The organism is Pedobacter sp. T50_32, from assembly GCF_057652195.1.
On sequence record NZ_JBYFBY010000006.1, the window covers coordinates 279,861 to 306,108 of the forward strand.

At 39.1% G+C, this 26,248-nt stretch carries 18 protein-coding genes; 4 read left to right on the forward strand and 14 right to left on the reverse strand.

Annotated elements, in window-relative coordinates; translation table 11 throughout:
* Positions 1–56 precede the first annotated feature (56 nt).
* Positions 57–1,385 carry a serine hydrolase domain-containing protein gene (locus AC23ME_RS17850; protein WP_487729120.1) on the forward strand — a complete coding sequence of 443 codons (1,329 nt, stop codon included), beginning with the start codon at positions 57–59 and terminating at the stop codon, positions 1,383–1,385.
* 157 nt (positions 1,386–1,542) lie between these two features.
* Here the strand turns inward: AC23ME_RS17850 and AC23ME_RS17855 are convergent, their stop codons facing one another.
* The 6 genes from AC23ME_RS17855 to AC23ME_RS17880 form a co-directional block, all read right to left on the reverse strand.
* Complete coding sequence (locus tag AC23ME_RS17855) at positions 1,543–2,016, reverse strand: CYTH domain-containing protein (protein WP_487729121.1); 474 nt, start codon at positions 2,014–2,016, stop codon at positions 1,543–1,545.
* A gap of 95 nt (positions 2,017–2,111) precedes the next feature.
* Positions 2,112–2,489: a response regulator transcription factor gene (locus tag AC23ME_RS17860; RefSeq protein WP_487729122.1), complete on the reverse strand. Its 378-nt coding sequence runs from the start codon at positions 2,487–2,489 to the stop codon at positions 2,112–2,114.
* 102 nt (positions 2,490–2,591) lie between these two features.
* The gene (locus AC23ME_RS17865; protein WP_487729123.1) at positions 2,592–2,936 is read right to left on the reverse strand and encodes a hypothetical protein; all 345 of its coding nucleotides are present in this window, start codon (positions 2,934–2,936) and stop codon (positions 2,592–2,594) included.
* Positions 2,937–2,988: 52 nt separating this feature from the next.
* Positions 2,989–3,231 (reverse strand): hypothetical protein, encoded by a 243-nt coding sequence (locus AC23ME_RS17870; RefSeq protein ID WP_487729124.1) that lies wholly within the window; start codon positions 3,229–3,231, stop codon positions 2,989–2,991.
* Between the two features lie 66 nt (positions 3,232–3,297).
* Positions 3,298–4,230, reverse strand: coding sequence for a tetratricopeptide repeat protein (locus tag AC23ME_RS17875; protein ID WP_487729125.1), 933 nt, complete (start codon positions 4,228–4,230; stop codon positions 3,298–3,300).
* A 111-nt stretch (positions 4,231–4,341) separates the two neighbouring features.
* Positions 4,342–5,325: an SDR family NAD(P)-dependent oxidoreductase gene (locus AC23ME_RS17880; protein WP_487729126.1), complete on the reverse strand. Its 984-nt coding sequence runs from the start codon at positions 5,323–5,325 to the stop codon at positions 4,342–4,344.
* Between the two features lie 118 nt (positions 5,326–5,443).
* Here AC23ME_RS17880 and AC23ME_RS17885 point away from each other — a divergent pair, with 118 nt between their 5' ends.
* Together AC23ME_RS17885 and AC23ME_RS17890 are read left to right on the forward strand one after the other, a co-directional pair.
* Entirely contained in the window at positions 5,444–5,626 is a 183-nt protein-coding gene (locus AC23ME_RS17885) for a YtxH domain-containing protein (RefSeq protein WP_487729127.1), read from the forward strand.
* Positions 5,627–5,747: 121 nt separating this feature from the next.
* Positions 5,748–5,981, forward strand: a complete 234-nt coding sequence (locus tag AC23ME_RS17890; protein ID WP_487729128.1) for a hypothetical protein — start codon at positions 5,748–5,750, stop codon at positions 5,979–5,981.
* A 102-nt stretch (positions 5,982–6,083) separates the two neighbouring features.
* On the opposite strand, the gene AC23ME_RS17895 is transcribed toward AC23ME_RS17890, so the two are convergent.
* The 7 genes from AC23ME_RS17895 to AC23ME_RS17925 form a co-directional block, all read right to left on the reverse strand.
* The gene (locus AC23ME_RS17895; protein WP_487729129.1) at positions 6,084–14,693 is read right to left on the reverse strand and encodes a T9SS type A sorting domain-containing protein; all 8,610 of its coding nucleotides are present in this window, start codon (positions 14,691–14,693) and stop codon (positions 6,084–6,086) included.
* Positions 14,694–15,009: 316 nt separating this feature from the next.
* On the reverse strand, positions 15,010–15,642 hold the full coding sequence (locus AC23ME_RS17900) for a response regulator (RefSeq protein ID WP_487729130.1): 633 nt from the start codon (positions 15,640–15,642) through the stop codon (positions 15,010–15,012).
* A gap of 453 nt (positions 15,643–16,095) precedes the next feature.
* Complete coding sequence (locus AC23ME_RS17905) at positions 16,096–17,925, reverse strand: tetratricopeptide repeat-containing sensor histidine kinase (protein ID WP_487729131.1); 1,830 nt, start codon at positions 17,923–17,925, stop codon at positions 16,096–16,098.
* Positions 17,926–18,147: 222 nt separating this feature from the next.
* Complete coding sequence (locus AC23ME_RS17910) at positions 18,148–19,221, reverse strand: phytase (protein WP_487729132.1); 1,074 nt, start codon at positions 19,219–19,221, stop codon at positions 18,148–18,150.
* Positions 19,222–19,336: 115 nt separating this feature from the next.
* Positions 19,337–20,971, reverse strand: coding sequence for a tetratricopeptide repeat protein (locus AC23ME_RS17915; protein ID WP_487729133.1), 1,635 nt, complete (start codon positions 20,969–20,971; stop codon positions 19,337–19,339).
* Positions 20,972–21,203: 232 nt separating this feature from the next.
* Positions 21,204–24,026, reverse strand: coding sequence for a TonB-dependent receptor (locus AC23ME_RS17920; RefSeq protein ID WP_487729134.1), 2,823 nt, complete (start codon positions 24,024–24,026; stop codon positions 21,204–21,206).
* 445 nt (positions 24,027–24,471) lie between these two features.
* Positions 24,472–25,395, reverse strand: coding sequence for a HEPN domain-containing protein (locus tag AC23ME_RS17925; RefSeq protein WP_487729135.1), 924 nt, complete (start codon positions 25,393–25,395; stop codon positions 24,472–24,474).
* Between the two features lie 125 nt (positions 25,396–25,520).
* Between AC23ME_RS17925 and AC23ME_RS17930 the strand changes: the two genes are divergently transcribed.
* A complete protein-coding gene (locus tag AC23ME_RS17930; RefSeq protein ID WP_487729136.1) occupies positions 25,521–25,883 on the forward strand; it encodes a helix-turn-helix domain-containing protein in 363 nt (120 codons plus the stop codon).
* Positions 25,884–26,013: 130 nt separating this feature from the next.
* Here the strand turns inward: AC23ME_RS17930 and AC23ME_RS17935 are convergent, their stop codons facing one another.
* Positions 26,014–26,211, reverse strand: coding sequence for a hypothetical protein (locus AC23ME_RS17935; protein ID WP_487729137.1), 198 nt, complete (start codon positions 26,209–26,211; stop codon positions 26,014–26,016).
* Positions 26,212–26,248: the final 37 nt, after the last annotated feature.

A 26,248-nucleotide genomic window follows, 5' to 3' on the forward strand; every position in this document is an offset into this window, starting at 1 on the left:
GAACAATCCACAAAAATTATCTCAGTAGCTCGATATCACTAAATTAACATTGTAACATGAAACGCATAAATTTAACGCTCGCAGTACTTCTTCTATTAGTTAAGGTCGGGATTGCACAAGTAGATTTTGACAAATCGAAACTAGATACTTATTTCGATACGCTAGATAAGAACAACCAATTTATGGGCAGCGTTGCGGTGTCGAAGAACGGAGAAGTAATCTACTCTAAAACCATCGGCTTTGCTGACTTTGAAAATAAGATCAAAGCAACCGAAAACCATAAATATAGAATAGGTTCAATTTCAAAAACTTTTACCGCTGTACTCACTTTAAAGGGAGTTGAAGAAAACAAGCTAAAATTAGAACAGACTATAGATAAATGGTTTCCATCCATCAAAAATGCAGGCAAAATAACTTTAAGACATTTGTTAACGCACAGAAGCGGTATACATAACTTCACAGACGATCAAGACTATTTAACCTGGAACACACAAGCCAAAACGCCTGAGCAAATGGTTGAACTGATCGTTAAAGCAGGCAGTGATTTTGAACCAGAAAGTAAAGCGAATTATAGCAATTCTAATTATGTGCTGCTAACCTTCATCTTAGAAAAAGCCTTCAAAAAATCTTATCCAGAATTGTTAAAAAAATACATTACAACTCCCTTAGGATTAAAAAACACTTACGTTTTCGGAAAGATAGATCCGAATAAAAATGAGTGCAAGTCTTACAAATTTACTGGAACATGGGCGCTTGAAGCAGAAACCGATTCTTCCATCCCTTTGGGCGCTGGAGCAATTATATCTACACCTAAAGATTTGAATGTTTTTGCAGATGCACTCTTTAACGGAAAGCTTTTGAAAGCTGAAAGTCTTGATATAATGAAGCGTATCAAAGATGGCTATGGTGCTGGATTGTTTCAAATGCCTTTTGCTAATAAAGTGAGCTATGGACATTCTGGCGGAATTGATGGCTTTAGTTCTTCCTTTTGTCATTTTGCTGATGGGAACCTGAGCTATGCACTAATTTCTAACGGCACCAAAATGAATAGCAACAATATTTCTATTGCAGTATTAAGTGCGGTTTATGGCAGACCATACGAAATCCCTGTTTTTACCAATTACAGTACTACACCAGAAGAGCTAGATCAATACCTAGGTGTTTATGCGTCTAAACAAATTCCGCTTAAAATTACATTCACTAAAAATGGAAATTTACTAATTGGACAAGGTAATGGACAACAGCCGTTAGCGCTTGAAGCTACGGGGAAAGACAAATTTAAGGTTGATCAAGTAGGTGCTAAATTCGAGTTTTATCCATTAGAAGGAAAAATGATCTTGCGCCAAAATGGTGCAGAATTTACGTTTAATAAGGAAGAAAAGTAACGTAAAATAGATCTTAACCAGTCATTGCGTGGTACGAAACAATCTTACTACTATCGCTGGGATATTAAAACTATCGCTTTAAGATTACGCTTATGTGAAGCAGATTGTAAAATGGAAAAAATTTGTGGTACAAAGTTCAAGAAAGTAACTTCGATTTCTAACATCGCCACCTAGTATACGGCGTGCTAGCTAGATTTGAATTTGCATACTTAACCTCGTTCGTCACGTTTTCCGCTACCCAGCTTGGCAAAGTATAACTTTCATCTTCGCTCCGCAGTTCAATTTCGGCAACAATTAATCCGGCGTTTAAACCTGTAAACACATCAACCTCCCAAGTTTTACCGTTGTAAATTACGTGATGCCTAACCTTTTCAATTAAATTTGAACAGAATTTATCCAATAGTTCATTGGCATCTGTAAGTGGTATTTCATATTCAAACTCGAGCCTGCTAGCGCCTTCTGCTTTTCCTTTGATCGTGATAAAACCTTGCCCACCTTTTGTTCTTACACGAATGGTTTTATTAGGATCTGTTTGCAGGTAGCCCTGTCTAATTTGCACCTGTTCGGTAGCAGTTACTTTGTTCCATTCGCTTAGATTAATTAAGTATTTGTGTTCTATCTCTATGCCCATTTTGTGCGTTTTTTAGCAAAGATATAATTCCATCTACTTTATACATCATGTAGAAATCAGTTTCCAAAGCCAATAAAAGGAATAAAGTCCTGAAGTTAATCTAGCATTTTTCCCTTTGGCGGTGATAGCAGTGTAGAGACACTTTCTAACAGCCTATTGATATCGAAAGGCTTCTCCATAAACTCATCTGCACGGCAATTGGCCATTAAAAGATTTTTATCAGCATGTGCTGAAAGCATCATAACAGGTATGCTGGCATAACGAGGATCATCTTTTAACTTTTCGCAAACTTCCATGCCGTTACCATCTGGCAAGCGAATATCCAGCAGGTATAAATCGGGAGTTGCGGTGCTAGCCATTAATGAAGAAACATTGGCAAAACTATTTACTTTGTACCCTTCTTCATCGAGTAATAAACGGAATACTTCCATAATATCCCAATCATCTTCTAGTATACTGATCTCTTTTCTCATGGTTCTTGTGTGTATGCAAAGAAACTGCCATTCATAATAACTCGGCAGCATATCAAGTATTCAACTGCTAAAAAAAGTAGTTAGCCGCTCAATTTATAGCCCCTACCAAGGGTGAGCTACATTAAGGTAGCATTCCAAGTCTTCAATGAAATGTCTAATCTTCTTGAACTCAGTTTGCAAAATTCCTGATGGAAATTTCGCTTGCAGACGAAGTTCAGAACGAGTGAAGGTAATATCAACATGAAAAGAAGTGCCTAAATTGGTTCTAACTTTCAAGCTAAATACACCTTGTTGCTCTTCTAGCTCGCCAGGAGTATATTCAATTGCATCATTAAATAATTCGAAGAGATAACCGGCCGCTTCGGTTGCCTTTTGTTGGTAAGATTTTGTTGTCTTTTTTGGCGGAATACCACCTTTAGACCGAGGGCTTAGCTGTAGCTGTTGCATAGATGAATTGTTGTAGCGATTAAACAAGCTAAAACTTAAAATGTTTGAGAGATTAATTAATTACAATTTCTACAAGCTCATTCTTACCAAATTGGTAAAGATGCACATCTAAATGTTCCCTAAAATCAACCATATCAATCATATTATCACATAAGTCTACAATGATTTGGTGGAAATCTACAAAGGGCTTGGCTAACAGCAGCAATTTACCGTTCGACGTAAAATCAGCCATCAGTAAATAGTCTTGATAATAAGTTAGAAGTTCTGTTCTAAAAGTTTCTAAATGTTCTGTCATAGCCGTATATTGATAATCTCATAACACTACGTTTTGTTTTTTGTTTATACACTTTGCGATGATTTGCTAGTTTGGCGCTTCACTTTTCAACATTTCGAGAATATCCTTTGCCCCTTCCAGTTCGCCATGCTTGGCGATCAAACTTTTAAGATCATTGATAGCGGTATTGAACCAATAAGCAGTTTCTGTAGATTTCTTGAAAAGGGTAATCGCAGTGGCGTAACTACTGATGGCTGAGATATAGTCGTTTTTCACGAGATGCACCATCCCAATGTCGTGATGCGGGCGTTCCAATTCAGGATCTAATTCAACCGCTCTTTTGTTGAGTTCTAAACTACGGTCGTACTCTTCTCTTTCAAAAGAATTTCGACCAAGCCGAGCGAAAGTTTCCGCTTCAATTTCACGCATACTCTTTATCACCACACTATCTTCTTCAACAATGGCCGCTACTTCGAAAGTAATAGAAGTTCCCTCGGTAGCACTCGGATTTCGAAACCCTAAACACACTTCTAAAGATGGGATTTCCTTGATATGAACAGTGCCATTTTTATAGTTCTCTCGCGAGTCGTCTGTATCATATCGATAAGCTCCTCTTAGATGATCTATTCTATTCATAAACTTGTCACAATTCTCCCTATCCATCACATAGATATCGCAAACGCCTGCACCAGACGGGGTAAGTACGGCGTTGGTAGCCATAGCCGATAGACCTGTTGGATCATAAAACCTTGTAAGTTGAGACAGCAGACCAATACTTACCTTAGGTTTTTCGGCCCTAGAGGTAGTAAACGAATAAAACCATTCTACGGTATTTTTGGGAAGTGTAACATTAAATGTTGCCGTAGACTTGCCGCCTAAAGTGCCCCTAGCTCTACCGTTAAGGTAAAAAGTTTGCGGTGCCATTACCTGAACTACTTTCTTTACTTTCTTAACGGTTGTTTGGGCCTGTACAAACAGCGAAATGCCCAATAAGACTAATATGATCGCAAACTGTTTCATACCAATTCATTATTAATCGAAGCTTTTACATAAAATAAAACAACGGTAATTAAGGTTTGTGTGTAACATTTAGAACGGATGGATTTCTTCTTATATACATGTTAGATTTATTTAACTTTTTCTTCCGGATGCTAAAATTAGTGCTGCGCCAATTACTACACCTAACCCAATAGCCATTTTTGTTTTCTTTGATGGAACAGGCAAAATAGTTTCGCCGTAAATTTGATGAGGATCATCTGATGGATGGAGCACATTACCATCCGTTGGCTCACCCTGTTTTAGTTTCATCATTAAACGCATTCCAGCCGATGCGGTATTAACCAACAACTTTGGAAAAAAAGCATGCATGGTTTTCAATCCCCAAGAGGTAAAATCTGAAAATTTATCTTTTTTAGGATGCATAGCCAGTTTCAATAATTGTGCAGCAGTATCTTTTGGGTCGGCAGCAAAGGGTGGCACTTTAAAATCCAATCCAGAGTATTTTGCCGAATGCATGTTACCCGTAGAACGTTGGATTTGAGGGTAAAGATTACAAACATGGATATCTTTTTCGCCAGATAGTTCCCCCTGTAAGCATTCCATCATTCCTTTGATACCAAATTTAGTGGCAGAATAAACCGCACTGTACGGCGCTGGCATATAACCACCAATAGATACATTGTTGATGAGCACTCCGTGACCTTGTTGCTTAAATATGGGCAGCACCGCATGAGCGCAGTTCAAATATCCAAATAAATTGGTTTTAATTACCTGATGACTGACTTCGATTGGAACTTCTTCAAATTTGCCGCTTGCCATAACACCAGCATTGTTTACCCAATAATCTATTTCGTCACCAAAAGCCACGGCCTCGCTTACTAGCTTTTGCACTTGCTCGTAATCGGAAACATCTGTAGGTACAGCTATTGCAAAGCCACCAAAAGCTAAGCAGCTTGCAAGCGCTTTTGCTAGCCCTTCTTCGCCCCTAGCAGCCAGCACTACTCTACAACCTGCATCAGCAAATGCTTCGGCAGTTGCTAAACCAACGCCACTTGAAGCACCGGTAATTACTACTGTTTTACCCAACAGTTCTGGAAAGATATCTAAGTTGCTCATTGTCTTTTTCTCTTTTCAATTGAACATAGAAGCATGGGAAATGTTTGTGATGAAATGCCGAAGTATTTTTAAAAACCAAAATGATTGCAGACTGTTAATCTCTAAAAACTAATAAGATATGGGAATTGTAAAAACAGCGCTGATTGGAGCCGCAGTGTACGGCGCAGTGAAATATTTGACGAAAAAAGATGCCTTTGGCAGAACAAAACTGGACTATATTAAAGACCGTGCACCAGAGTGGATGGAAAAAGCAAAAAATATGGCTTCTGATCTGAAAACTAGTCACAGTCCACAAATTTAAATTTAAAGGGAGTGTCCCATCCATTCCCTTTTTATCAATCCAACTATGCTTGATGTTAAATTAATGTGAAAAATTAGCTCAGCACTTAATTCGGCACATCGTTTGTATTTACCTGAATATCATGAAAACTGCATTAATCACAAATAGATTACCTCAACTGGTCGACTGCGCATTAGCTATCGCGATAAGTGCCGTACCAGGTTTTGCAGAGGCTGATGCAGAAACAAAAGCACTTTATAAATCTCTCGCTAAGCAGTTAATTGCTAACGAAATTAAGGCTAAGCGCAAATTTGTTCACCACAAAATGCGTTTGTTTACCAAAATCTATCCTAACAGAACAGTAACCGCAGCGTAACTAACATTAATCACCCTCTGCTTCAGAAATATTTAGGCTATAGCTAAACAAAAAAACCCTGTAAGCAATTGCCCACAGGGTTGATGTTTGTTTGGTATAATGTTATTGTTTTACTACTTTTTTAACAGTGCTTTGTTGCCCTCCCGTTAATTTTATAAAATAAGTTCCAACAGGATAAGCAGTTAAATCTATGGCTAACTGACCTTGCTGCGAGCTTAGTTCAAAAGATTTTAATACTTTACCTTCTATACCTGTTAAAGCTATGCGGCTATATGTCCCAGCTTCAAAAGTAACGTTTACTTTATCTTTTGTTGGGTTAGGATATACATTCAAATTAACAGCCGAAAGCACGAAGTTCAATGGTTTAACACCAAGTTCAACCGGCTTGCCATCCAAGTCTACCTGCACCAGCTTGTAGTAATTGTTACCGTTTAAAGGCTGCTTATCTACAAAGAAATAATTTCTGTTGGTATTGGTATTACCTAAACTTAGTACCGTTCCTATCTCGGTAAATTGCCTATCATCGCCACTGCGATAAATTACAAAATTACGGTTATCACGCTCAGAAGATACGCTCCAATCTAGCCTAGCTGTTTGATTTGCAACTTTTGCAGTATAATTGGTTAACTGCACCGGAAGTACCGCATCGGTAACTACTAAAGTTTGATCTACCGCTGTTGCCGCAGCGTAGTCGCCATTACCGCTTTGACTTGCGGTGATCACAACCGAACCTGCAGTTTTAACTTTCACCTTCCAAACGCCGTTGTCTTGGTAAACATCTGCGATGGCCGCATCACCACTTGCATAGCTCACGGCCAATCCGCTGCTAGCTGTAGCGCTCAATGCAAAATCTGCGCTGGCAGTTGTCTTTCCACTCAAAGCAGCAAAGCTGATGGTTTGAGAAAGTGTACCCTGATACTCATACGCACCTAGATCTATTGTACCATTGGTAGCAAAATTATATACCCTTGTATTGTCTGCCAAATCGGTACTAGTTGCCGAAAGCCCTGCATAGTAACTGTTATCACCTTTATTAATTGCTGGACTATTAGGCACCAATTTATAATCTCCACCCGTAAACGGAGCCGTATCGTGACTTGGCGCAACAACAAATCCAGGTTCTAGGTCAAGATTGCCTCCTTTATCTGTTCCAATAGAAGAATCCCAGTTATTACTGCCACCGCTACCCTTCACAATAGAGTTATAAAACTCTGAAGTAGATGAAACATTAAGCAGCTCTGAACTATTTCCATATAAAATAGTATTGTAAAATTTAACGGAAGATCCAACATTTAATACACCACCACCCATGGGAGCTGCGTTACCTGCAATGGTTAAATTTGTAAATGTAGCTGATGCCTCATTATAAATTCCACCACCTCCTCCAGAAGCCGATTTGTTACCTGTTATGGCAACATTGACCAATTTTAAGGAATTAGACTTGTTGAAGATACCACCTCCATCCGATCCAGCGTTGTTGGCTTTAACCGATACACCATCTAATATCAGTGTTGCACCTGTATCATTATGCACACCACCACCCTTATTTGTAGCTGAGTTTCCAATGATAGCTACTTTGTTAAAAGTAGACGAAGAACTTTGATTTGCAATACCGCCTCCTTCTTGAGCTGTATTGTTGCTGATCTCACCTCCATCAAATACAATTTCGGAATTACTACCACTATAAATACCGCCCCCATAAACTTGCGCTGAATTATTACTAATGGTTACGTTTTTTAAAATTGGCGAAGACGCTATATTAAAAATACCTCCACCAAAATTACCCAATGCCTTGTTATTACTAATAACAACATCGTTCAAGATTGGGGCAGATGCTTCACTATATATTCCACCACCATTAACAGTTGCAGAGTTACCGCTGATGGTTACATTTCTTAGTTCAGGAATAGACGAAGATATGAGGTACATGCCTCCGCCACTACCGCCTTCTGACTTATTGTTGTTGATGGTAGTATTTAAAATTTTAGGTGAAGAAGAGTTGCAGTAAACACCAGCACCGTTACCGCCAGCAAATGCGTTATTACCTGTTATGTTTAGGTTTGTCAACAGCGGTGAAGAAGAAATATTGTAAACACCAGCTCCTCTTGTCACATCTACATTTTTGCCATTTACGATGATAGATCCACCTGCGTAACCGCTGCCCCCCTCTGTAATTGTAAAACCGTTAAGTTGGGCAGTCCCAACATCGCCCGCCGAAACCAAAACATGATATACGTTATCTGTTGCGTTGCTCAGCACTCCAATATTACCACTTAAAATAGATTGGTGTGCCCAAGTAATTGTATCTCTTTGCGCAGTTGCCGTTTCATTTCCTTCAAAACCACCGAATATCTTTAAATCTTTTACTAACAGGAAGGAATTTGCCCTGCCCGCATTTACACCAAAGTTATCATCAGCTGGGCTATATAACGGATGGTACGTACCTGCGGCTACCCAAACCTGTTTGATTGCGGTATTTGTTTTTGCTACTATAAGCGCATCTGCAAGCTCACCCAGGGCATTTGCCCAACTTACACCACTGCCAGTGCTACCTTTCTTAACATAAACAATTCCGGCTGCATCTGACAATACATGAACACCCTGATATTCATAAGCGCCCAAATCTATAGTACCGCTAGTTGCAAAATTATACACCCTAGAGTTGCCTGCTAAATCTTTATCATTGGCCAGGTTATTATTATTGTTATCTCCATCGGCAGCTTCATATAATGTATTACTACCTTTATTTATAACAGGGCTTCCCTTTTTTAAGCTAAACTCATTATTTGCGGGATTTGTAAATATATCGGTATCGTTTAGGCTGCTAGCATCAATATTACCGTTAGTAGCATCGGCACTATGTTGTATGATAGAGTTTTGAGCTTGATAGCTTCCGTTTATTCCGCCCCAAACTATGCTGTTGTAAACCTTAGGCTCAGCATTATTTTCGTTGAGTATACCATTTTTTACACCTCCAGTGTTTTGGGCAACGGTTACATTTATAAACTCTGGTTGCGAGCCGTCCACGTTGTATACGGCATCCCCACCCGCAGATGAACTATTGGCAAAAAACAATGAATTGATAACCTTAGCGTGAGAATTATCCTGATTGGCCATCGCTCCACCATGTCTGGCACTGTTGTTTTTCATGATTACATGGTTTAGTTTTACAGATGACCTATAACAGAACATACCACCGCCAGACTCGCCACTGATGTTATTCATTAAAATTAAGTTTTTATAATCTGCATCGGTCACAGAATTATAGATACCCGCTCCAGAGCATGGATAAACTTGGTTGCCATTTACATAAAAATAAGACGAATTACTTGCATTTCCATCCCGTATGGTAAAGCCATCTAGTGTTGCCGAACCCATGGCACCGGAACTGATAACCACGTTATAACTTTTTCCGACACCTCCCAAATCACCCGACAAGGTACTTACATTGGTCTTAAAATTACGTTGTGAAAGCGTACTTTCTGTGCCCTCAAAACCACCGTAAACCTTCACATCTTTTACCAGCAAAAAGCTATTGCTACTTCCTTTATCTGTACCAAAGTTTACGCCATCTTCTGAGCTGTACATAGGTTTATAACTTCCTGCGGCTACCCAGATTTGTTTGATATCGGTATTTGTTTTTGCTTCTTTAAGCGCATCCGCCAATTCACCAACAGCCTTTGTCCAACTTCCGCCTTTGCCGTTGCTGCCTTTTTTAACAAAAAGCACACCGTCTGCATTAGGGGCAATTGAGGTTTGGTATTCGTAGGCACCCATGTCAATGATCCCTGCATCCGTAAAATCAGAAACCCTTGGGTTGCCAGCCAAATCTAAAGACGACTCTGTCAAATCTGTAAAATAACTGTTTTTACCGGCATTGATGGCGGGACTTGTTAATTGCAGTTTATAATTACCACCTGTAAAAGGTGCGGTATTAGCGTTTGGAGCTGATACAAATTGAGGGTCAACATCTAAATTATTGCCACCGTCAACTCCTGTTGTCGACGCCCAATTTATGCTACCTCGGCTACCTTGCACAATGCCATTGTAGTACCTAGCTCCTACGTTAGCATACGCCGCAGCAACTCCTGTATTATTACCGTAAATAATACTGTTGTAAAAAGATGGTACGGTTGTAGATGAAGACTGAATATACATTGCTCCGCCACTAGTAGTTGCTTTATTGCCACTGATGGTTACGTTATTAAAAACTGATGAAGATGAGCTATTTACATAAATTCCTCCTCCGGCGTAACCAGCGTTATTGCCGTTGATGATTACATTGACAAATGTAGGTGATGTACTGTTGATATAAACGCCTCCGCCGCTAGATGACGAATTGCCACTAATCACTGAGTTTGTAATTGTTGGTCGGGCTCCTGATACAATGCCTATCCCCCCGCCACCATTTTGAGCGGTATTTTCAGTTATCGTTAAATTAGAAAGTTCTGGTGAGGCGCCATTTAATAAAAGTCCACCGTAAAAATAAGACCTTAAGCTTTGTCCATTTACCGTGATATATTGTTCACTGCCAGTACCCGAATTTCCTCCTGTAACGGTGAACCCGTTTAACGAGGCTTTGCCTATACTTCCAACGGCAACCACCACGTGATAAGCGTTGTCGGCATTATTCCCAACAGTTCCAAGGTCTCCACTCAAGATAGACTTATGCGACCCGCTGATGGTATCTCGCTGCATTGTAGTGGTCTCTGTTCCTGCAAAACCTCCATATATTTTCACATCATTAACTAACAGAAATGCATTATTCCTATTAGCGTTATTACCAAAGTTATTGTCTGCTGGACTATATAGCGGATAGTATGTCCCTTGGGCTACCCAAATCTGCTCAATGTCACTAACCGTTTTGGCTATTTTTAACGCGTCTGCCAATTCGCCCATGGCGTTAGTCCAACTTGATCCACTACCAGTACTTCCTTTTTTCACGAAGATTACGCCCTGAGCATTTGTTCTAAAGCTTGATTGATATTCAAAAGCTCCCATATCTACAATACCACCACTTCCATAATTGTAGGCTCTAGGTTTTCCCTGCAAATCGGTAGTGGCAGCAGAGAGCCCTGTAAAGTAAGCGTTATTTGCTGCGTCAATGGCTTGGCTAGAAGCTTTCAAATTATAATCGCCACCGGTAAAAGGTGCAGTGTTATAATTTGGCGCAGATTTAAATTTAGGATCTATGTCAAGGTTGTTTCCCCCATTAGTACCAATAGTGGCAATCCAGCTATTACTACCGCCACTTTCCTGTACAATTGAATTGTAAAAAGCAGGGTTACTTGATGTATTGTAAACACCAGAACTATTACCAAACAAAATACTGTTATAAATTTTAGGCGAGGAATATCTGTTATAAATAGCACCACCATTGGCTACAGCCCAATTACCGCTCAAGGTAACATTTGTTAATATGGGCGAAGAAGTTTCGATATACAAACCAGCTCCTTCAGCTCCTGCTTTATTACCACGGATAATTACATTGGTTAACAAAGGCGAAGAAGCGTCTGCATTGTATAAACCGCCCCCATTTAAATTGGCCGAATTACCACTTATATTAACGTTGGTTAATTTAGGAGAAGAAATACCTATACTGTAGATAGCCCCACCATTACTAGTTGCCGTATTATTATTAATAGTTACATCTGTAAAAACTGGAGATGAGTGATCATTATTGTATATACCAGCACCGTTAGTTGCTGTGTTGTTATTCACATTTGCATTTGTAAGAACTGGTGATGATGACGAGATATTAAATATTCCACCACCAGCGCCGGTAGTTGAATTTCCATTGACATCGATGTTGGTTAAAAGAGGCGAAGCTGAATTCAGATAGATCCCACCTCCAACTCCTCTTGAAACAGATTTAGCATTCACTGCGATCCCAGCCGATCCATCTGCATTACCTCCTGTAACCGTAAAACCATTCAGTGTAGCTGTACCAGCATCTCCAGAAAATATTACCACATGGTACGCATTATCCGCATTACCACTTGCCCCAAGCTCACCACTCAAAATGGTTTTTCTAGAATTATTTCGCTGCGTTATGGCAGTTTCGTTTCCATTAAAACCACCGTAAAGCGGAACATTTCTAACCATTAGGAAAGCATTATCCCTACCTGCACCTACACCAAAGTTATTATCTGCAGGGCTATACATTGGAGAATGTGTTTCAGCCGTTACCCATATCTGTTTAATATTAGTTTGCGTTTTGGCCAGTTTTAGTGCATTCGACAATTCGCGAACCGCAGTTGACCAACTATTTCCGTTTTCTGCAAATGCACCAGCTTGCCTATTAACAAAAAGTACACCATCCGTATTTGGATTAACCTGTTCAATTACAATATCTCTACTGGTTGATAGCGATGAAGCTGCTCCTGGCGTTGGTAAGGTTAATATGAAGTCATTACTTCTAGCATCCTTTATTGTTCCTCCATTGAGCTTAAGCGAATTGGTAGCAACATAATCTAAATCAGACGTATAATCGCCAAACTGGATGTTATAATCAAAGCGTAAGCTTGAAGTTCCACTACCTGAAACATAATTTATTACGCGATCGGTTGGTCCTGTCTCTAGGGTAAGTTGTGGCGTACCTGTTACCGTAACATTTTCTGAAAAATTTACCCAAATAATAACAGACTGTCCTGCTCTGTAAGTTCTACTGGCAGTACTAGAAGTCACTGAAACTACCGTTGGTGGTGCTCCGTCAATCACAATAGCCTTATTTGCTGCTAAAGAATTAGTAGCTCCTGGCGTTGGCAAAGTGAGGGTTGCCACATTACCTGCTGCATCTTTTATCGTACCTCCATTTAGTGAAAGAGAATTAGTAGCTACATAATCCAAATCAGCACTGGCGTCTCCAACCTGTACCGTGTATTTAAAAATTAGGGTGGATGTTCCACTACCTGATGAATAGTTGACTTTTTGATCTGTTACACCAGTTTCCAAGGTAAGTTGTGGCGTACCCGTCACGATCACATTTTCTGTGAATTTTACCTGAATGTCAATGTCATCTCCCGACTTATAGGTTTTATCAGTGGCTAAAGAAGTGACTGATACTACCGTTGGTATCACGCCATCTATCGCTATATTTTTATTGGCACCCAAAGAATTAGCAGCTCCAGGTGATGGCAAGGTTAATGAAGCATCGTTTAAAGCAAGGTCTCTTATTGTACTGTTATTCTGTACAAGCGCCGTAGTAGAAAAATAATCTAAACGAGAGGTTAAATCGCCTGCTTGTACGGTATAACTAAATGTAAGTTTATTGGTTCCGGATCCTGTGGAATAATAAACCACACGGTCTGTAGTACCAGTCTCTAGTTTGAGTTCAGGTCGTCTATCTACCCAAACATCCTTGGAAAAAGTTAACTCAATATTAATTACATCGTTAATCTTATAAGCTCCATCATTGGATGACGCAGAAACGTTTGTAATAGTAGGCACGACACCATCAACAACTAAATCCTTGTTGGCTGATAGTGAGCCTGCACTTCTTGGCGTAGCTAGTGTGAGTACTGCTGCATTACCCGCAGCATCTTTGATAGTCCCCTGATTTAACTGAAGTGCTGTAGTAGATACATAGTCCAAGTCTTCAGATAAATCTCCAACTTGTACCGTATAATTGAAAAAAAGTGCGTTACTTCCCGTTCCACTGCTATAATCAATTGTGCGATCTGTATTGCCTGTTTCTAAAGTAAGTTGAGGTGTACCCGTAACATTTACATTTTCTGAGAAATTAACCCTTATGCTAATTACTTCTCCAAGCTTATAACGACGATTTTGAGCCTGTGAGGTCACAGAAACGATAGTTGGCTTAAGTGCATCAACTACAAAATTTTTGTTAGCAGCTAGATGCCCTGAATTCCAAGATGTAGGCGGCAAGGGTGCCGGGTCATTTCCTCCACGGTCTTTAATCGTTCCCGCATTTAAAATCAGTGCCGACTCAGAAGTATAGTTTAAATCATAGGATGCGTCTCCATCCTGAACTGTATATTTAAAAGTAAGGCTTGAGGTTCCGCTACCAGATATATAGTTAGCATACCTTTTTATAACGCCAGTTTCTAATTCTAATTTAGGCGTACCTGTAACAGTTACCTTTTCTGAAAAATCCAAATGTATCAGAATTTCATCTCCAGCTTTATAAATTTTACTGTCATCACTTATAGAGCTGACATTATTTACTTTTGGAGCAATGATATCTGTAATATTGTTCAACTTTATATTATCATATTGAAATTTATTAAACTCGCTTGAACCTTCGACAGTAAAAGAGGTAATTTGTTTAAACTTTTCATCATTCACAGGAAGCGTAAATACATTATAATTATTTCCTCCAATTTGCATGGTAGCAGAGCCACCTTTGCTCGTTTTAATCACAATGTTTGTTAGGTCATTGGAGTTATTGTAAACATCAATCGAACTTAAATCAAAGGGAGATTTATCGTCTATAGAAAAAGTAGTCAATTTCTCGACATTATATGCAGGACCTATCATACTAGTCCCTCCTATGTTTAAGACGTGCAACGTATTATAGTTGTTAGTTACTCTAAGCACGTAATCATTTTTCGTGCTCCATATATCCCTATGACCATTTGCCGAATTACCACCTGAAAAATCGAAGGTAATAGAGTTAGATTGTGCATGCGACTTGGTCGTTAAAAACAAGCTACATAAGACGACGCATAACAAAAAGTAAAGTTTCTTCATATTTTTAATTCTTAAGGATTGGAAATAATGAAAATACCGCTGTGAGCAACGGTACTGGAGCGTGTAAATTTAATGACGGGACAATAAAGCATTATTGAAATTGTGTTTGTGGAAAAGCTGCAAAAGCACAGCTAATCCTTACGCAAAAAAAGAGTAAATAGCTTAGTCGCACAATAGCTAATATTAGCTATTGACAGCACCTAGCGTCAAAAAAATTAATGTAAAAATGAGAGCTCAGTAAAGATTTACTGCTGTGAATTTAAACTTAATTAGTCCTAAATTTTTCTAATAAAATCAGCAGGAAAATTTATAAAGCTTAAGAAACTATTCTATTCTGAATAGCCAAACGTACCGCTTCGGTGGCACTATTTACATGAAGCTTTTCGTAGATTTTTTTGATGTGGTTGCAAACCGTAAAATAGGAAATATCGCTTTTGGCGGCAATCATCTTATAACTATGACCATCCACCAATAATTTAAGAATGCCTTTTTCTCTTTCACTTAAATTATAAGATGGCGATATATGCTCTTCCCTAAAAAACTGCAATAGCTTTAAAGCCACACTGCCAGTCATTGGAGCACCACCCTCAAAAGCATCTCTCAGTTCTTCTAACAATTTATCTGGCGATGTCTTTTTTAGGAGATAGCCATTTGCCCCCGCTTTTACGGCTTCAAAAATGTGCTCATTATCATCAAAAACCGTTTGCATAATAATAAGTAGGCTTGGAAACTCTGACTTAATTACACGGGTACCATATATCCCATTACCCAGTGGCATATCAATATCCATTAATACCAAATCTGGCTGGGTAGCTTTTACCATAGCCACAGCCTCGGCAGCGCTCTCAAAAGCACCTACGCATTCCATATCATGGCACATATTTAGCAACATAGCTAAACTGTCCCTTCTGGTACTATCGTCATCAAATATGATAATGCGTTTCTTCATTCTGTTTTTTTCTTCTGCGGTCTAATAAACTTCATCTTATGCCTGTCAGTCTGAGCTTGTCGAAGACTATTTAAACCGTCCGACTTCTTGCACAGAAATTTCGGAAAACTAAATATCACAGACCTATAATCACCAAGACCAGCAAAACTATAACCATTACTGTCAGCACCCAATAGCTAATATTAGCTATTCAAGGTGAATTACGGATAAGAAAATTATTTTCGTTGCTAGCGATAGCCCACTCAAATCTCCGTTCAGCTAATTTTCGGTCTCTTATTTTTCGGGTTGAATCAATGAGCCAAACCACGTTCTTTGAAAGAAAAATAAGCAACCGAGAGTTTTTGCTACTTTTTGCGGTCAAAAAGTAGGAGCCCAGCGGCGGCGAGCTAAAAAAACTTTCAAAGGCAAACTAGATAAAGTTAGGGCATACTTAACCCAAATTCACTTTATTCGCTACAAAGGTATCATCAATGTAACGCTAGTACCTTTGCCTTTTTCACTCAAAATTGTAATGCTTGCACCAACTTCCTCTGCTCTTCTTCGCATATTCGAAAGTCCATTACCAGAACTTTTGGCAGAAACATCAAAGCCAATACCGTCGTCACTTATAGTCATCGAAAATGCTCCAGCATCTGCTTTCATTAACACCGTAATTTTCTTAGCACTACTGTATTTTACGGCATTATTAACCACCTCCTTATAAATCAAATAAAGATTTTTCCGCGTCCCCATGGCTAACGATAAATTGCTTACATCGCCATCGGCTGTAAAATGAAAAACTATTCCAGCATGCTCGGTCATATCGGCACCAAAAGCTCGCATCCGGGCAATTACCTGATCCATCACATCCATATCCGGGTTAACACTCCAAATAATATCCCCAATGCTTTCCTGCACATTTTGTGCATTTTGCTTAATCTTTTCGAGGGTATTTCGCTGCGGATCTGCCTGTGGCTGCATCAACAAAGAGTGGGTGTATAAAGAAATACTGCTCAAGGTACTGCCGATGTCGTCGTGCATATCTGCGCTCAGTTTTTGCCGCAACATCATGATCCTGTTCAGTTCCTCTATCCTTTTTTTGTCTTTCTCTAATCTGCCACGATAATACCTTACTACTAAAATAACCACTAGCAGTATAATGAAAACAGCTGTTATTGCAATGATACGTATCTGAGATGTTCTCTTATAACTTTCTAACTTGCTCCTTTCCTCCAAAAGTTTTTCTAAATCGGTACGTTGTTGCACCCGCATTACCAACAAGCTATTGAAAATAGAATCATTGCGTTTAATGGCTTTGATGGTCGAATCGCGGTAAGCCAGTGCAAGCTTTTGGTTACCTATTAGCTGATAATAACGACTGCGCACCGGGAAAAACTTCTCTAACCTACTCAATTGCTGACTTAGCGCAATATGGTATCGGGCACTATCTAAAAGCGCATTGGCAGCTGTCCATTTTTTCTCTGTGAGGTAGATATCTGCCAAAGGAATTTCTGCGCCAGATGCCAAACCGTAATCCTGCATTTTTAAGGCTTCGTTTAAATCGATAAGAATGAGCGGTTTCGCTTTTTCGAAGTCTTTCTTCCGATAGTAACCGTAGCCCAAGTTGCCCAAAGATATGGTTCTGTAGATGTTGGACATTTTTTTCTCCACTGCCACATCTGCTGCCTTTTGCAGGTAGTGGATGGCCGAGTCGATTTGATGTTGCTCCATGAAACACAAGCCAATGGTATTATAAAAATCCCACTGGTTACTGGCATGTACCACCCCCCTCTTGCCTAATTCAATTGCCTTTTTGAAGTCTTTAAACTTATAATAAGCAGAGGAAATTTCTGCACAGTAAGTAGCATAATCGGTAATTACGTTTGCAGGATAAACCTCCAATAACTTCTCCAATTTAACATAAGCGCTAAAGGCCTTTTCATAGTTAACAGCTACCACAAAATAATAGAAACCAATGGTTTTATAGCACATGGCCTGTATATTCGGGTATGCTTTATACGCAGAGCCTACTTGTTCATAAAAAGCATCAACACTAGTTGGGTTATGCTCTATTCCGTTTATAAACTCAACAAGTTCTACAAAAGATTTGAGTTCGCCGTCTTTGCCTGTGCTAAGTTTCTGTTGCAATGTTTCCTCAACAGCAGCACGCTGTTTTTTATTAAAGAGATAAACATTCAGTACAGAGTCTAACCATTTACCTTTTTCGTAACTGTTGCCCCACTGTGCAGATGCGCTGAAAAAACTTAATAATGAAAATAAAAGAAGGATACCGACAGCTTTCAAACGGAATGTATTGTTTTGCTAAGATAAGAAACCTAAACAAATTAGGAATATTGTTTGACGTATCTGCTCGTTAGTTCAAAGAGTCTGTGCGAATTAATAAAATAAAAATTAGTCATTCGTAATACAAAAAAAGCCATATCTAAAAAGATATGGCTTTTCTCTGCTAACCAAATTCTCTCAGCAGAATGATATAAAACACACTAGGAGAATTGAGAAAATATGTTATTTCTTTGCTCCTATTTTGATCTTCTCTGCGATCAGCCTCCAGTCATAAAAATGGAAAGTCTTGTCGGTACTCATCGCTACAAAAATCCCCTCTGGATAATTAGCGCCTAAGTTTACATTCACAGCATCTGCTCCGTCTGTTTCCATGGCACTTACTGGAAATTCAGTAATTAAGTCATATTGATGCGGGTTGCCATTACTACCTTCACGTGGGTAAACCATGAAACTCTGCGAACCTTGGTTAGACACCAGGATATAGCCAGTTTTTGCACCAGTTTTGTAAATTGCAATACCTTCGTGATCGTCAGAAAAGCCTGTTTGTGCAAATAATGCCAACTCCTGATTGTTTTTAGCAGCAGGATCAGCAATGTATTTGCGAACGCCAACTTGCTCATCAGAATAATAAATGAAACCTAATTCGTTGTCTACCGCAATGGCTTCAATTTCTTTTTTACCACTGTATTTACCAAACTTACGCACTACTTCGCCAGTGATGGCTCCTTTACCATTATCCTTCAATTGGTACTGCCACAAATAAGCATCTGCCGGACCAGTTTTTCTGCCAACTATGGCAAACACAGCTTGGTCAGATGGACGGGTATATAAAGCAACTCCCATTGGATCTCTTTCTTGCTCACCAGCAAAAACTTCGATACCACCGTTATCAATAGGCCTTAAATCTGGCAAAGTGAAAATGCGGATTTTATTTGCTTGGCGCTCGGTAGTTACGGCAACATCTACCTTTTTACCATTTACCAAAATGCCATAGGCGATGTCCACATTGTTTGGACGTTGAATACCACCAACTCGTTTCACTACTTTACCCGATAGGTCAAAAGCATACAAAGCACCGTCTGTATCTTTATCTGTACCAATAATCAAACTTTTGCTCGCATCAGCGGGGTTAATCCAAATCGCAGGATCATCGGTATCGTGTTTTACCTTCTCTGTAATTACAGTAGCCTGTACCGTATTTGGATTGTTTAGATTTTTATTTTCTTTTACTTTTTGGCCACAAGCGCTTAGGGCTAATAGCATCAATCCTAAAAAATATGTTCTCGAATTATTCATTACATTTAATTTTGATGAACAAATGTTGGGTTTCATGTCGATTAAACCAAAACAACAGCGTTACAAATAGTGAACAAGCTTGAGATTTTGGGTATCAAAAAAGCAACATTTGTTGTTAAATAGATTGGATAAAGGCCGTTAAACTAGCCCCCTGCTCCAATTTTAGTTTTTTTCTTAGTCGGTAACGAGCCACACGTAAACTATCTGTAGAAACGCCTAACAGCGCTGCTATATCAGGTGCATTCATATTCAACTTAATTAGGGAGATGAACTTGATGTCGGTTGCAGAAAGCCCTGGATTGATTTGTTGCAACTGATCAAAAAACTCTTGGTTAATCTCTTCAAATATTCTTCTAAAATCGTCCCAATACGCATCTTTATGAAAGTTCTGATTGATCTTGTTCAGCAAACTTCGCAATTCCTTTTTATAACTTCTGCCATCGCTTTTAATCATTTCCGTCAAGGCTTCCCTAATATCCTCCAGCAACTGATTTTTCTGAATGGTCTGCAACGTATGTGCGGTAATTTCTTTGGCTTTAGTGTGCAGATTTTCCTTCAATTGCTCCTCTTGCAGTTTCTTGTTATTCAAATCAACCTCCATCAGTTCCTGCTTCGTTTTCAAGATTTCCTCTTCTTTTAAACGTGTTTCTCTTTCTCTTAAAATACGATGCCGTTGATTACGGATAATAATGGCTGCAACTAAAATAAACACCACCGCAGCAATACCAGAGGCGATGTAAATTGCCCAAGCAATTTTCTCCTGTCTAGCCATTTCGGCCAGCTGCATTTCTTTTCTATCTAGCCCATAAATCACCTTTAGCAAGGCTTCTTGGTTTTTACTTTCCTGAGAATAAGAACGTAAAAAGTACTGCCTGCTCAGCTCTAGATAATGAAAAGTACTATCGGTTTGCTTAAGGAAGCTATAGGTTTTTCCTAAATCCCGATAGGCGCTGCTTAACCTGCTGTAAGACTTCGTACTTTTAGCCAAAGCTTCTGCTTTTCTGGTATAACGCAAGGCCTCTGCATAAGCTCCCTGTTTACGGTAAACATCGCCAACATTGTTGTAAGCATCTATCAGCATTTCGGTGTTACTGCCCTGCTCAAACCAAGCTAACGCTTTAGAAAAATGAAAATAAGCTTTATTAAATTGAGATTTGTCTTCATAAATACTACCTAAATTTTCGTGCACCAATGCTGCTCCTTCAGCATCGCCAATGCTATCAAATACTTGCATGGCTTTTTGCTGATAGAAATAAGCACTATCATAATTCAGTGTCTTCTCGTAATAATGGCCAATATTGGCGTAAGTACGAGCTATCCCACTACTATCTCTCAATCGCTGAAAGGTAGTTAAAGCTTTGAAATACGATAGTTTGGCATCTTTTTCCTGTTTGGTGATGAGGAAAAGCAAAGCCAAATCGTTCAGGTTATCCGCAGCTTGTTTCTCGTTTTTATCCGACCGGTAAATTTCATCGGCTTTGATGTGATAATTGAGCGATTGCGTAAACAAACCCATTTGATAACAAATTTGCCCCATTCGTTGTAAGGCTCTCGCCTGTTGCACTAAATCAGCATCAGCCTTTGCTTGTTTATAGATTTCGTTCTGTCTGATAAATAAAGCATCTGAAGTTTGTGGCGAAGTTTTTTCGATGTGCTCGTTAACTTCATGTATAGCAGTTGGATTTTGTGCAGCAAGTTGCCCTGCTACACAAAATACCATTGATATGAACCATAAACTTCGTTTTATCATACTGCTATATTTATTTTCAAAACCCTCTTTGCCCTTTGAACATCTCTTCTTAAAAGGGAGAGAAAAACAACTTTCAAACTCTCTCCCTCTAGTAAAGATGGCGTAGCCAGAGGGAGCTAATTTTCTAAACACCCCAGTCTTCGACCCCCCCTCTAAAAGAGGGGAATTGCATCCAACATCCCCCTCTTTTAGAGGGGTGCCCAACGGGCGGGGTGTTTCTAATTATCAATCCCTAAAAATCAAACTTCACACCCAAGTTATATCTAGGGCGGTAATATTCCATTTGTTTAGTTTGGTTAACTACACCTTGGTAATATCTCAAAGGCTGATTAGTTAAATTGGTTGCCTCAGCAAAAAACCTAGCTACTTTAGAAACCTTCACAGAAGCATTTGCATCTAAAAAGAACTGCTTGTCGTAGTAAGCATCAAAGAAAGAATCTACACCAATTTCATCAATGTATGCTGCAGTGTAATTTGCTGATAACCTTACAGAGAAACGACTGTTTTCCCATGATAATGAACCGTTCAGCATGTGTGGCGCAGTGCCTGGCAGGGTGATGTTCTCTCTAAAATCTCCGTCTTCGCTGGCAATACCTTTTGCTTTAGATTTAGTGAAAGTATAGTTGGCATACACACCAAAGCCTTGCAAGAATTTACCTGGTAAAAAGTCTAACTGTCTTTGTACCGCTACCTCAAATCCGTAAACGTTTACGCTTTCACCATTTCTGTTTTGTTGAAATGCCCATTGCTCTCCCGCTGGAATTGGATTTGCCAAACTAGGGAAGTCGTTAGCAAATTTCGCAGTGGTGTAAGCCATATCCGAATAGTTATAAATGAAGTTTTTTAAACGTTTGTAAAATACACCTCCAGAAATTAAACCCACAGATTTAAAGTACTGTTCTGCCATTAAATCGAAATTATAGGCGTAGGTAGCATCTAAATTTGGATTACCAGCTGCAATTTCTTCGTCGCCAGCAACAATACCTACAAATGGCGTAAGGGCATAGTAGTTTGGTCTAGCCAAAGCAGTTGTAAATGCGCCGCGGAAAACTAAATCATCATTAGCTTGGTATTTTAAGGTTGCACTTGGTAGAAAGTTTGTGTAATTGTTTTTTGAAGCACGCACACCCGCTAAGTCTTCCTCATCTTCGATAATGTTACCTGTATAATTAATTCTAGTATGCTCTAAACGCAAACCAGCAATTACCGATAATTTATCGTTAATGTCTTGATCCCAACGTAGGTAACCAGCTAAGATATTTTCTTTAGCCGTATAATTTAACGCCAAAAACTCGGTTGGATCTTCTTCTCCAGTAAATACAGCTGTATTTGTTAGGTTTAAGCCAGCCAAATAAGCTCTGCTTGCAAACAAGCCTGGTACATATTGTTCTCCAGCTTGGTAATTTTTACCATCAAAATAGACATTAGGAATTGAGCCTAAGTTTGGAATTAAATTACCATCTACTGGTTCGTAGGCAGTAAACATGTTGTTTCTGTCTTTATCTTTAATTCTCACTCTACCACCAAAACGTAAACGACCTTTTTGACCTTCGATTACTGAAAGAGGCATCCTGAAATTCAATTTTGCTCCTAATTCGCTTTCTTCCGTCAAATCGTTATTTTCTGAAATGGTATTTAAACCAACTGCATTTGCATTCAAATTAGTAGCATTAAATACTGGAAATTCGCTAGTTCCGGTGAAGTTTAAAGTTCTGTTATTCTGTCTAAACAACATGTAACGCTCATTCGGGCGAAATTCTCTCGCAGTAGAATAACTCACTGTCCAGTCCATATCTAAACCAGAAGTAATTAAATGCTCACCACGTAACGAATAGTTTTGTACACGCTGATCTTCCAAACGTGTCATTCTGTTTCTATCGTTATCAATACCACCTTTAGTTTGTAAACCAACACGAGCAGAGTAACCCGTAATTTGGTTTGCTGCATTATACTGAGGGGTAATTCTGTCGAAACGCATACGATATCTGTTTTCTCTATCGTCACGCCAGTTGTACATCGCGTTAGCGAAAATAGTGTGGTTTTTACCTAATTTAAAGTCTAAAGCAGCAGCAACACTTCTTCTTACTCTTTCTACATCATATCTGCGAATGTCCGTCTCTTCTATAAAAGCATTTCCGAAATTGTCTTTTAACCATACGGCCTCAACGTTGTCTGATCCATAATTTTGGTTATTGTAAGAACCGCTTAAAACCATACCAATAGCATTTTTAGCAAAGCGATTTCCGTATACAAAACTACCTGTGTACAAAGCTTTATCACGAATTGGGTTATAGCCCGATGATAAAGTTGCCGATACACGCTCGCCGTTTGGAGAGGCACGGGTAATCAAATTCACCGAACCACCAATCGCATCAGCGTCCATATCAGAAGTTAGGGTTTTGTTTACTTCGATAGTTGCAATCATATCAGATGGAATTAAATCCATTTGCACACGACGGTTATCGCCTTCGGCAGATGGAATACGGTCGCCGTTTAAGGTTACCGAGTTTAACTCTGGCGCTAAACCTCTGATGATGATGTTACGAGCCTCACCTTGGTCATTCTGCATGGTTACCCCTGGTACACGACGTAAAGCTTCGCCCACGTTTGCATCTGGGAAACGACCTACTTGGTCAGAAGAAATGATGTTAGAGATGTTCGATTTGCTCTTTTGTTGGTTCAAAGCACGGGCTTGGCCTCTTAGTCTATCGCCCATTACTACCACTTGGTTCATGGCAAAAGCACCGTCTTCTAAAGAGAAGTTAAGCACTGTATTTCCGCCCCTAGTTACAGTAACCGTTTGTTTTTGTGCTTGGTAACCCATGTAAATTACCTCCACTTCGTAAGTACCTTCTGGCACTCGCAGAAATTCGTAATCTCCCGTTTGGTCTGAAACCGTGTAACGATTACCCACATTTAATTTTACAGAGGCTCCCGGTAAAGATGCCTTCGTCATTTTCTCAATCACCTTACCTGTAATTACGCCACTCCCTTGTTGTGCATGGGCGCATACTACAGTCAAGAATAAAAGTACTGAAGTAAAAAGTGTTTTCATTGTTTCTTTAAATTGTTTGAATTTGGATATCCGTTTTTTGATCGATACGAAATTGAAAATTACTCGCATCAAGCTGGGCAAACCAGGCGTTACAAAAAAGAAACCACCATGAACACACCGTTAACAACACAGCAACAACCAACTCAAAAACAAACACAATTCACTGATTTTTAAAACCTTGCAAACCTTCAAAAAATCCATTAACATTCTGTTGCGCTAATGATAAGAAAAGGTTAAGTTTTAATTCAGGCTTAACAAATACCTCCGCAACATTGGCTATTAACCTTTGTAAGTTGATGACTGATCATTGTATTTTGGTCATTGCAATTTGATCATTGTGATTTGATAATTGGTTATTGGTCATTATTTGATTGATCATTGTATTTTGGTTATCGCAATTTGATAATTGTGATTTGATAATTGGTTATTGCAATTTGATAATTGGTCATTGTATTTTGGTTATTGTTTGATTGATCATTGTATTTTGGTCATTGCAATTTGATGATTGGTTATTGTTTGATTGGTTATTGTTTTCCATTTCCTCAAATTTCTCTTTACACAGCTCCTCTGCCAGCTCCATAAAGCGCTCTACCAATTCCAAGAAATTATAAGCCGATCTATTTTCTAACGAAAAGCTTTCCCTATATCTGGCTTCGCTATAACTCCTCATAATGATACCTAGCATCACTTCATTCTCGGGCGTACCCATAAAGTGTTGCATGGGCTTTTTAGAAAAACAACCGCATACATAGAGCAATCGTCTTAAATTATGCATATCCGATTTGTAGCCCATAAACACCCAAATCAGCCCAATACAAGCCTGCTCTATTACTTGATGCAACAGAAACAAACAGACAGTTTCATGATCTTCTTCCAAAGACCTATCGGCAGACAGCAAAAAACCATTGGCCATTTTACTGCGATGTTTCCAATTCAATTTAGCTTGCGCCAGCCTTTTATCAGGTTGTGGTGTAGATACTTCTGCTAAGCAGAGCACGCCATTGGAGCTATAAAGCAGTTGCCCCTGGTTAAGCACCGTAGCGAAGTAGTAATTACTTTGCGCAATATGCTGCTTTAACGTCTCCGCACCATGTGCATGTACTATTAATTTTCCCTCCGCATAATGTTGGTTGGCAAATTCTTGAATACCATTTTCAATTCGGGTGCTCCCCTCGGTAATTACCAGCAAATAAAAAATTGACTCCTCTTGCTGCTTGGCAGCACAAAAACTACTGTGTATTTGGCATTGATGCCCCAACTGCGCATACTGATATACCTGTAAGGGTTTAAATTGTGCAACAAGCTTTTCTAAAAAGGCAATAAAATGTGCTGGTCTTTTGGCTTTGCCAATAGGGGTTAATGTTTCCATAAGATAAAAGTGGGTTGATGTAACACTAAATTACCTTGACAACGTAGCGTACCGAACCACCAACAGTTGTAAAAAACCACCTCGTGTTTGTTTTTTACCTACCTTTATTTCTTATATATTTGGATATGGAAAACGCTACTAAAACTACCCGCACTCATTTAGGAAGAAAGATTAGCCGCATACGCGAACTGCGTGGCATGAAACAGGATGCACTAGCAGCAGAATTGGGCATTAGCCAACAAGCGGTAAGCAAACTAGAGCAGAGCGAAGAAATTGAGGAAAGTACTTTGGAGAAAGTGGCGAAAGTTTTGGGGGTTAGTGCGGAAGGGATTAAGCACTTCACGGAAGAAACTATTTTCAATAACATCAATAACTTTCACGATAATTCAATTCAGAATAACTTCAACCCTATTGAAAAGATCGTTGAATTATATGAAAGGTTGTTAGCTTCTGAAAGAGAAAAGTTAGAGTTATTAAAAGGGAAATAAACGTCTCTGCAAAAACCAAAAGTTTAGAAAATTGTCATTGTTTTAGCAATTGATTTTAAAAATAAATAATATCAGTTGGTAGAAATATAAAACTATTAATTCTTAGAATAAACGAAGATAGCGTTTAAGCTTAAAAGTTATCTTCCAATGCACTTTGGATCCCTAAGCTGATAATCAATTTCAAATCATCAGAGGCGTTTAAAATAGTGATTTTATTAAAAAACACATCAGCCCCTAATTCTACGTATAATCTTCCGAATATTTGTTTTGCATTGAAAGTTGCCATTGTGTAGATTTCGGTAAAAGTAACCACTCTATTTCGTTCCAAACTGACCAGCTCAACTAGTACTCAACTTTTTTTAGCA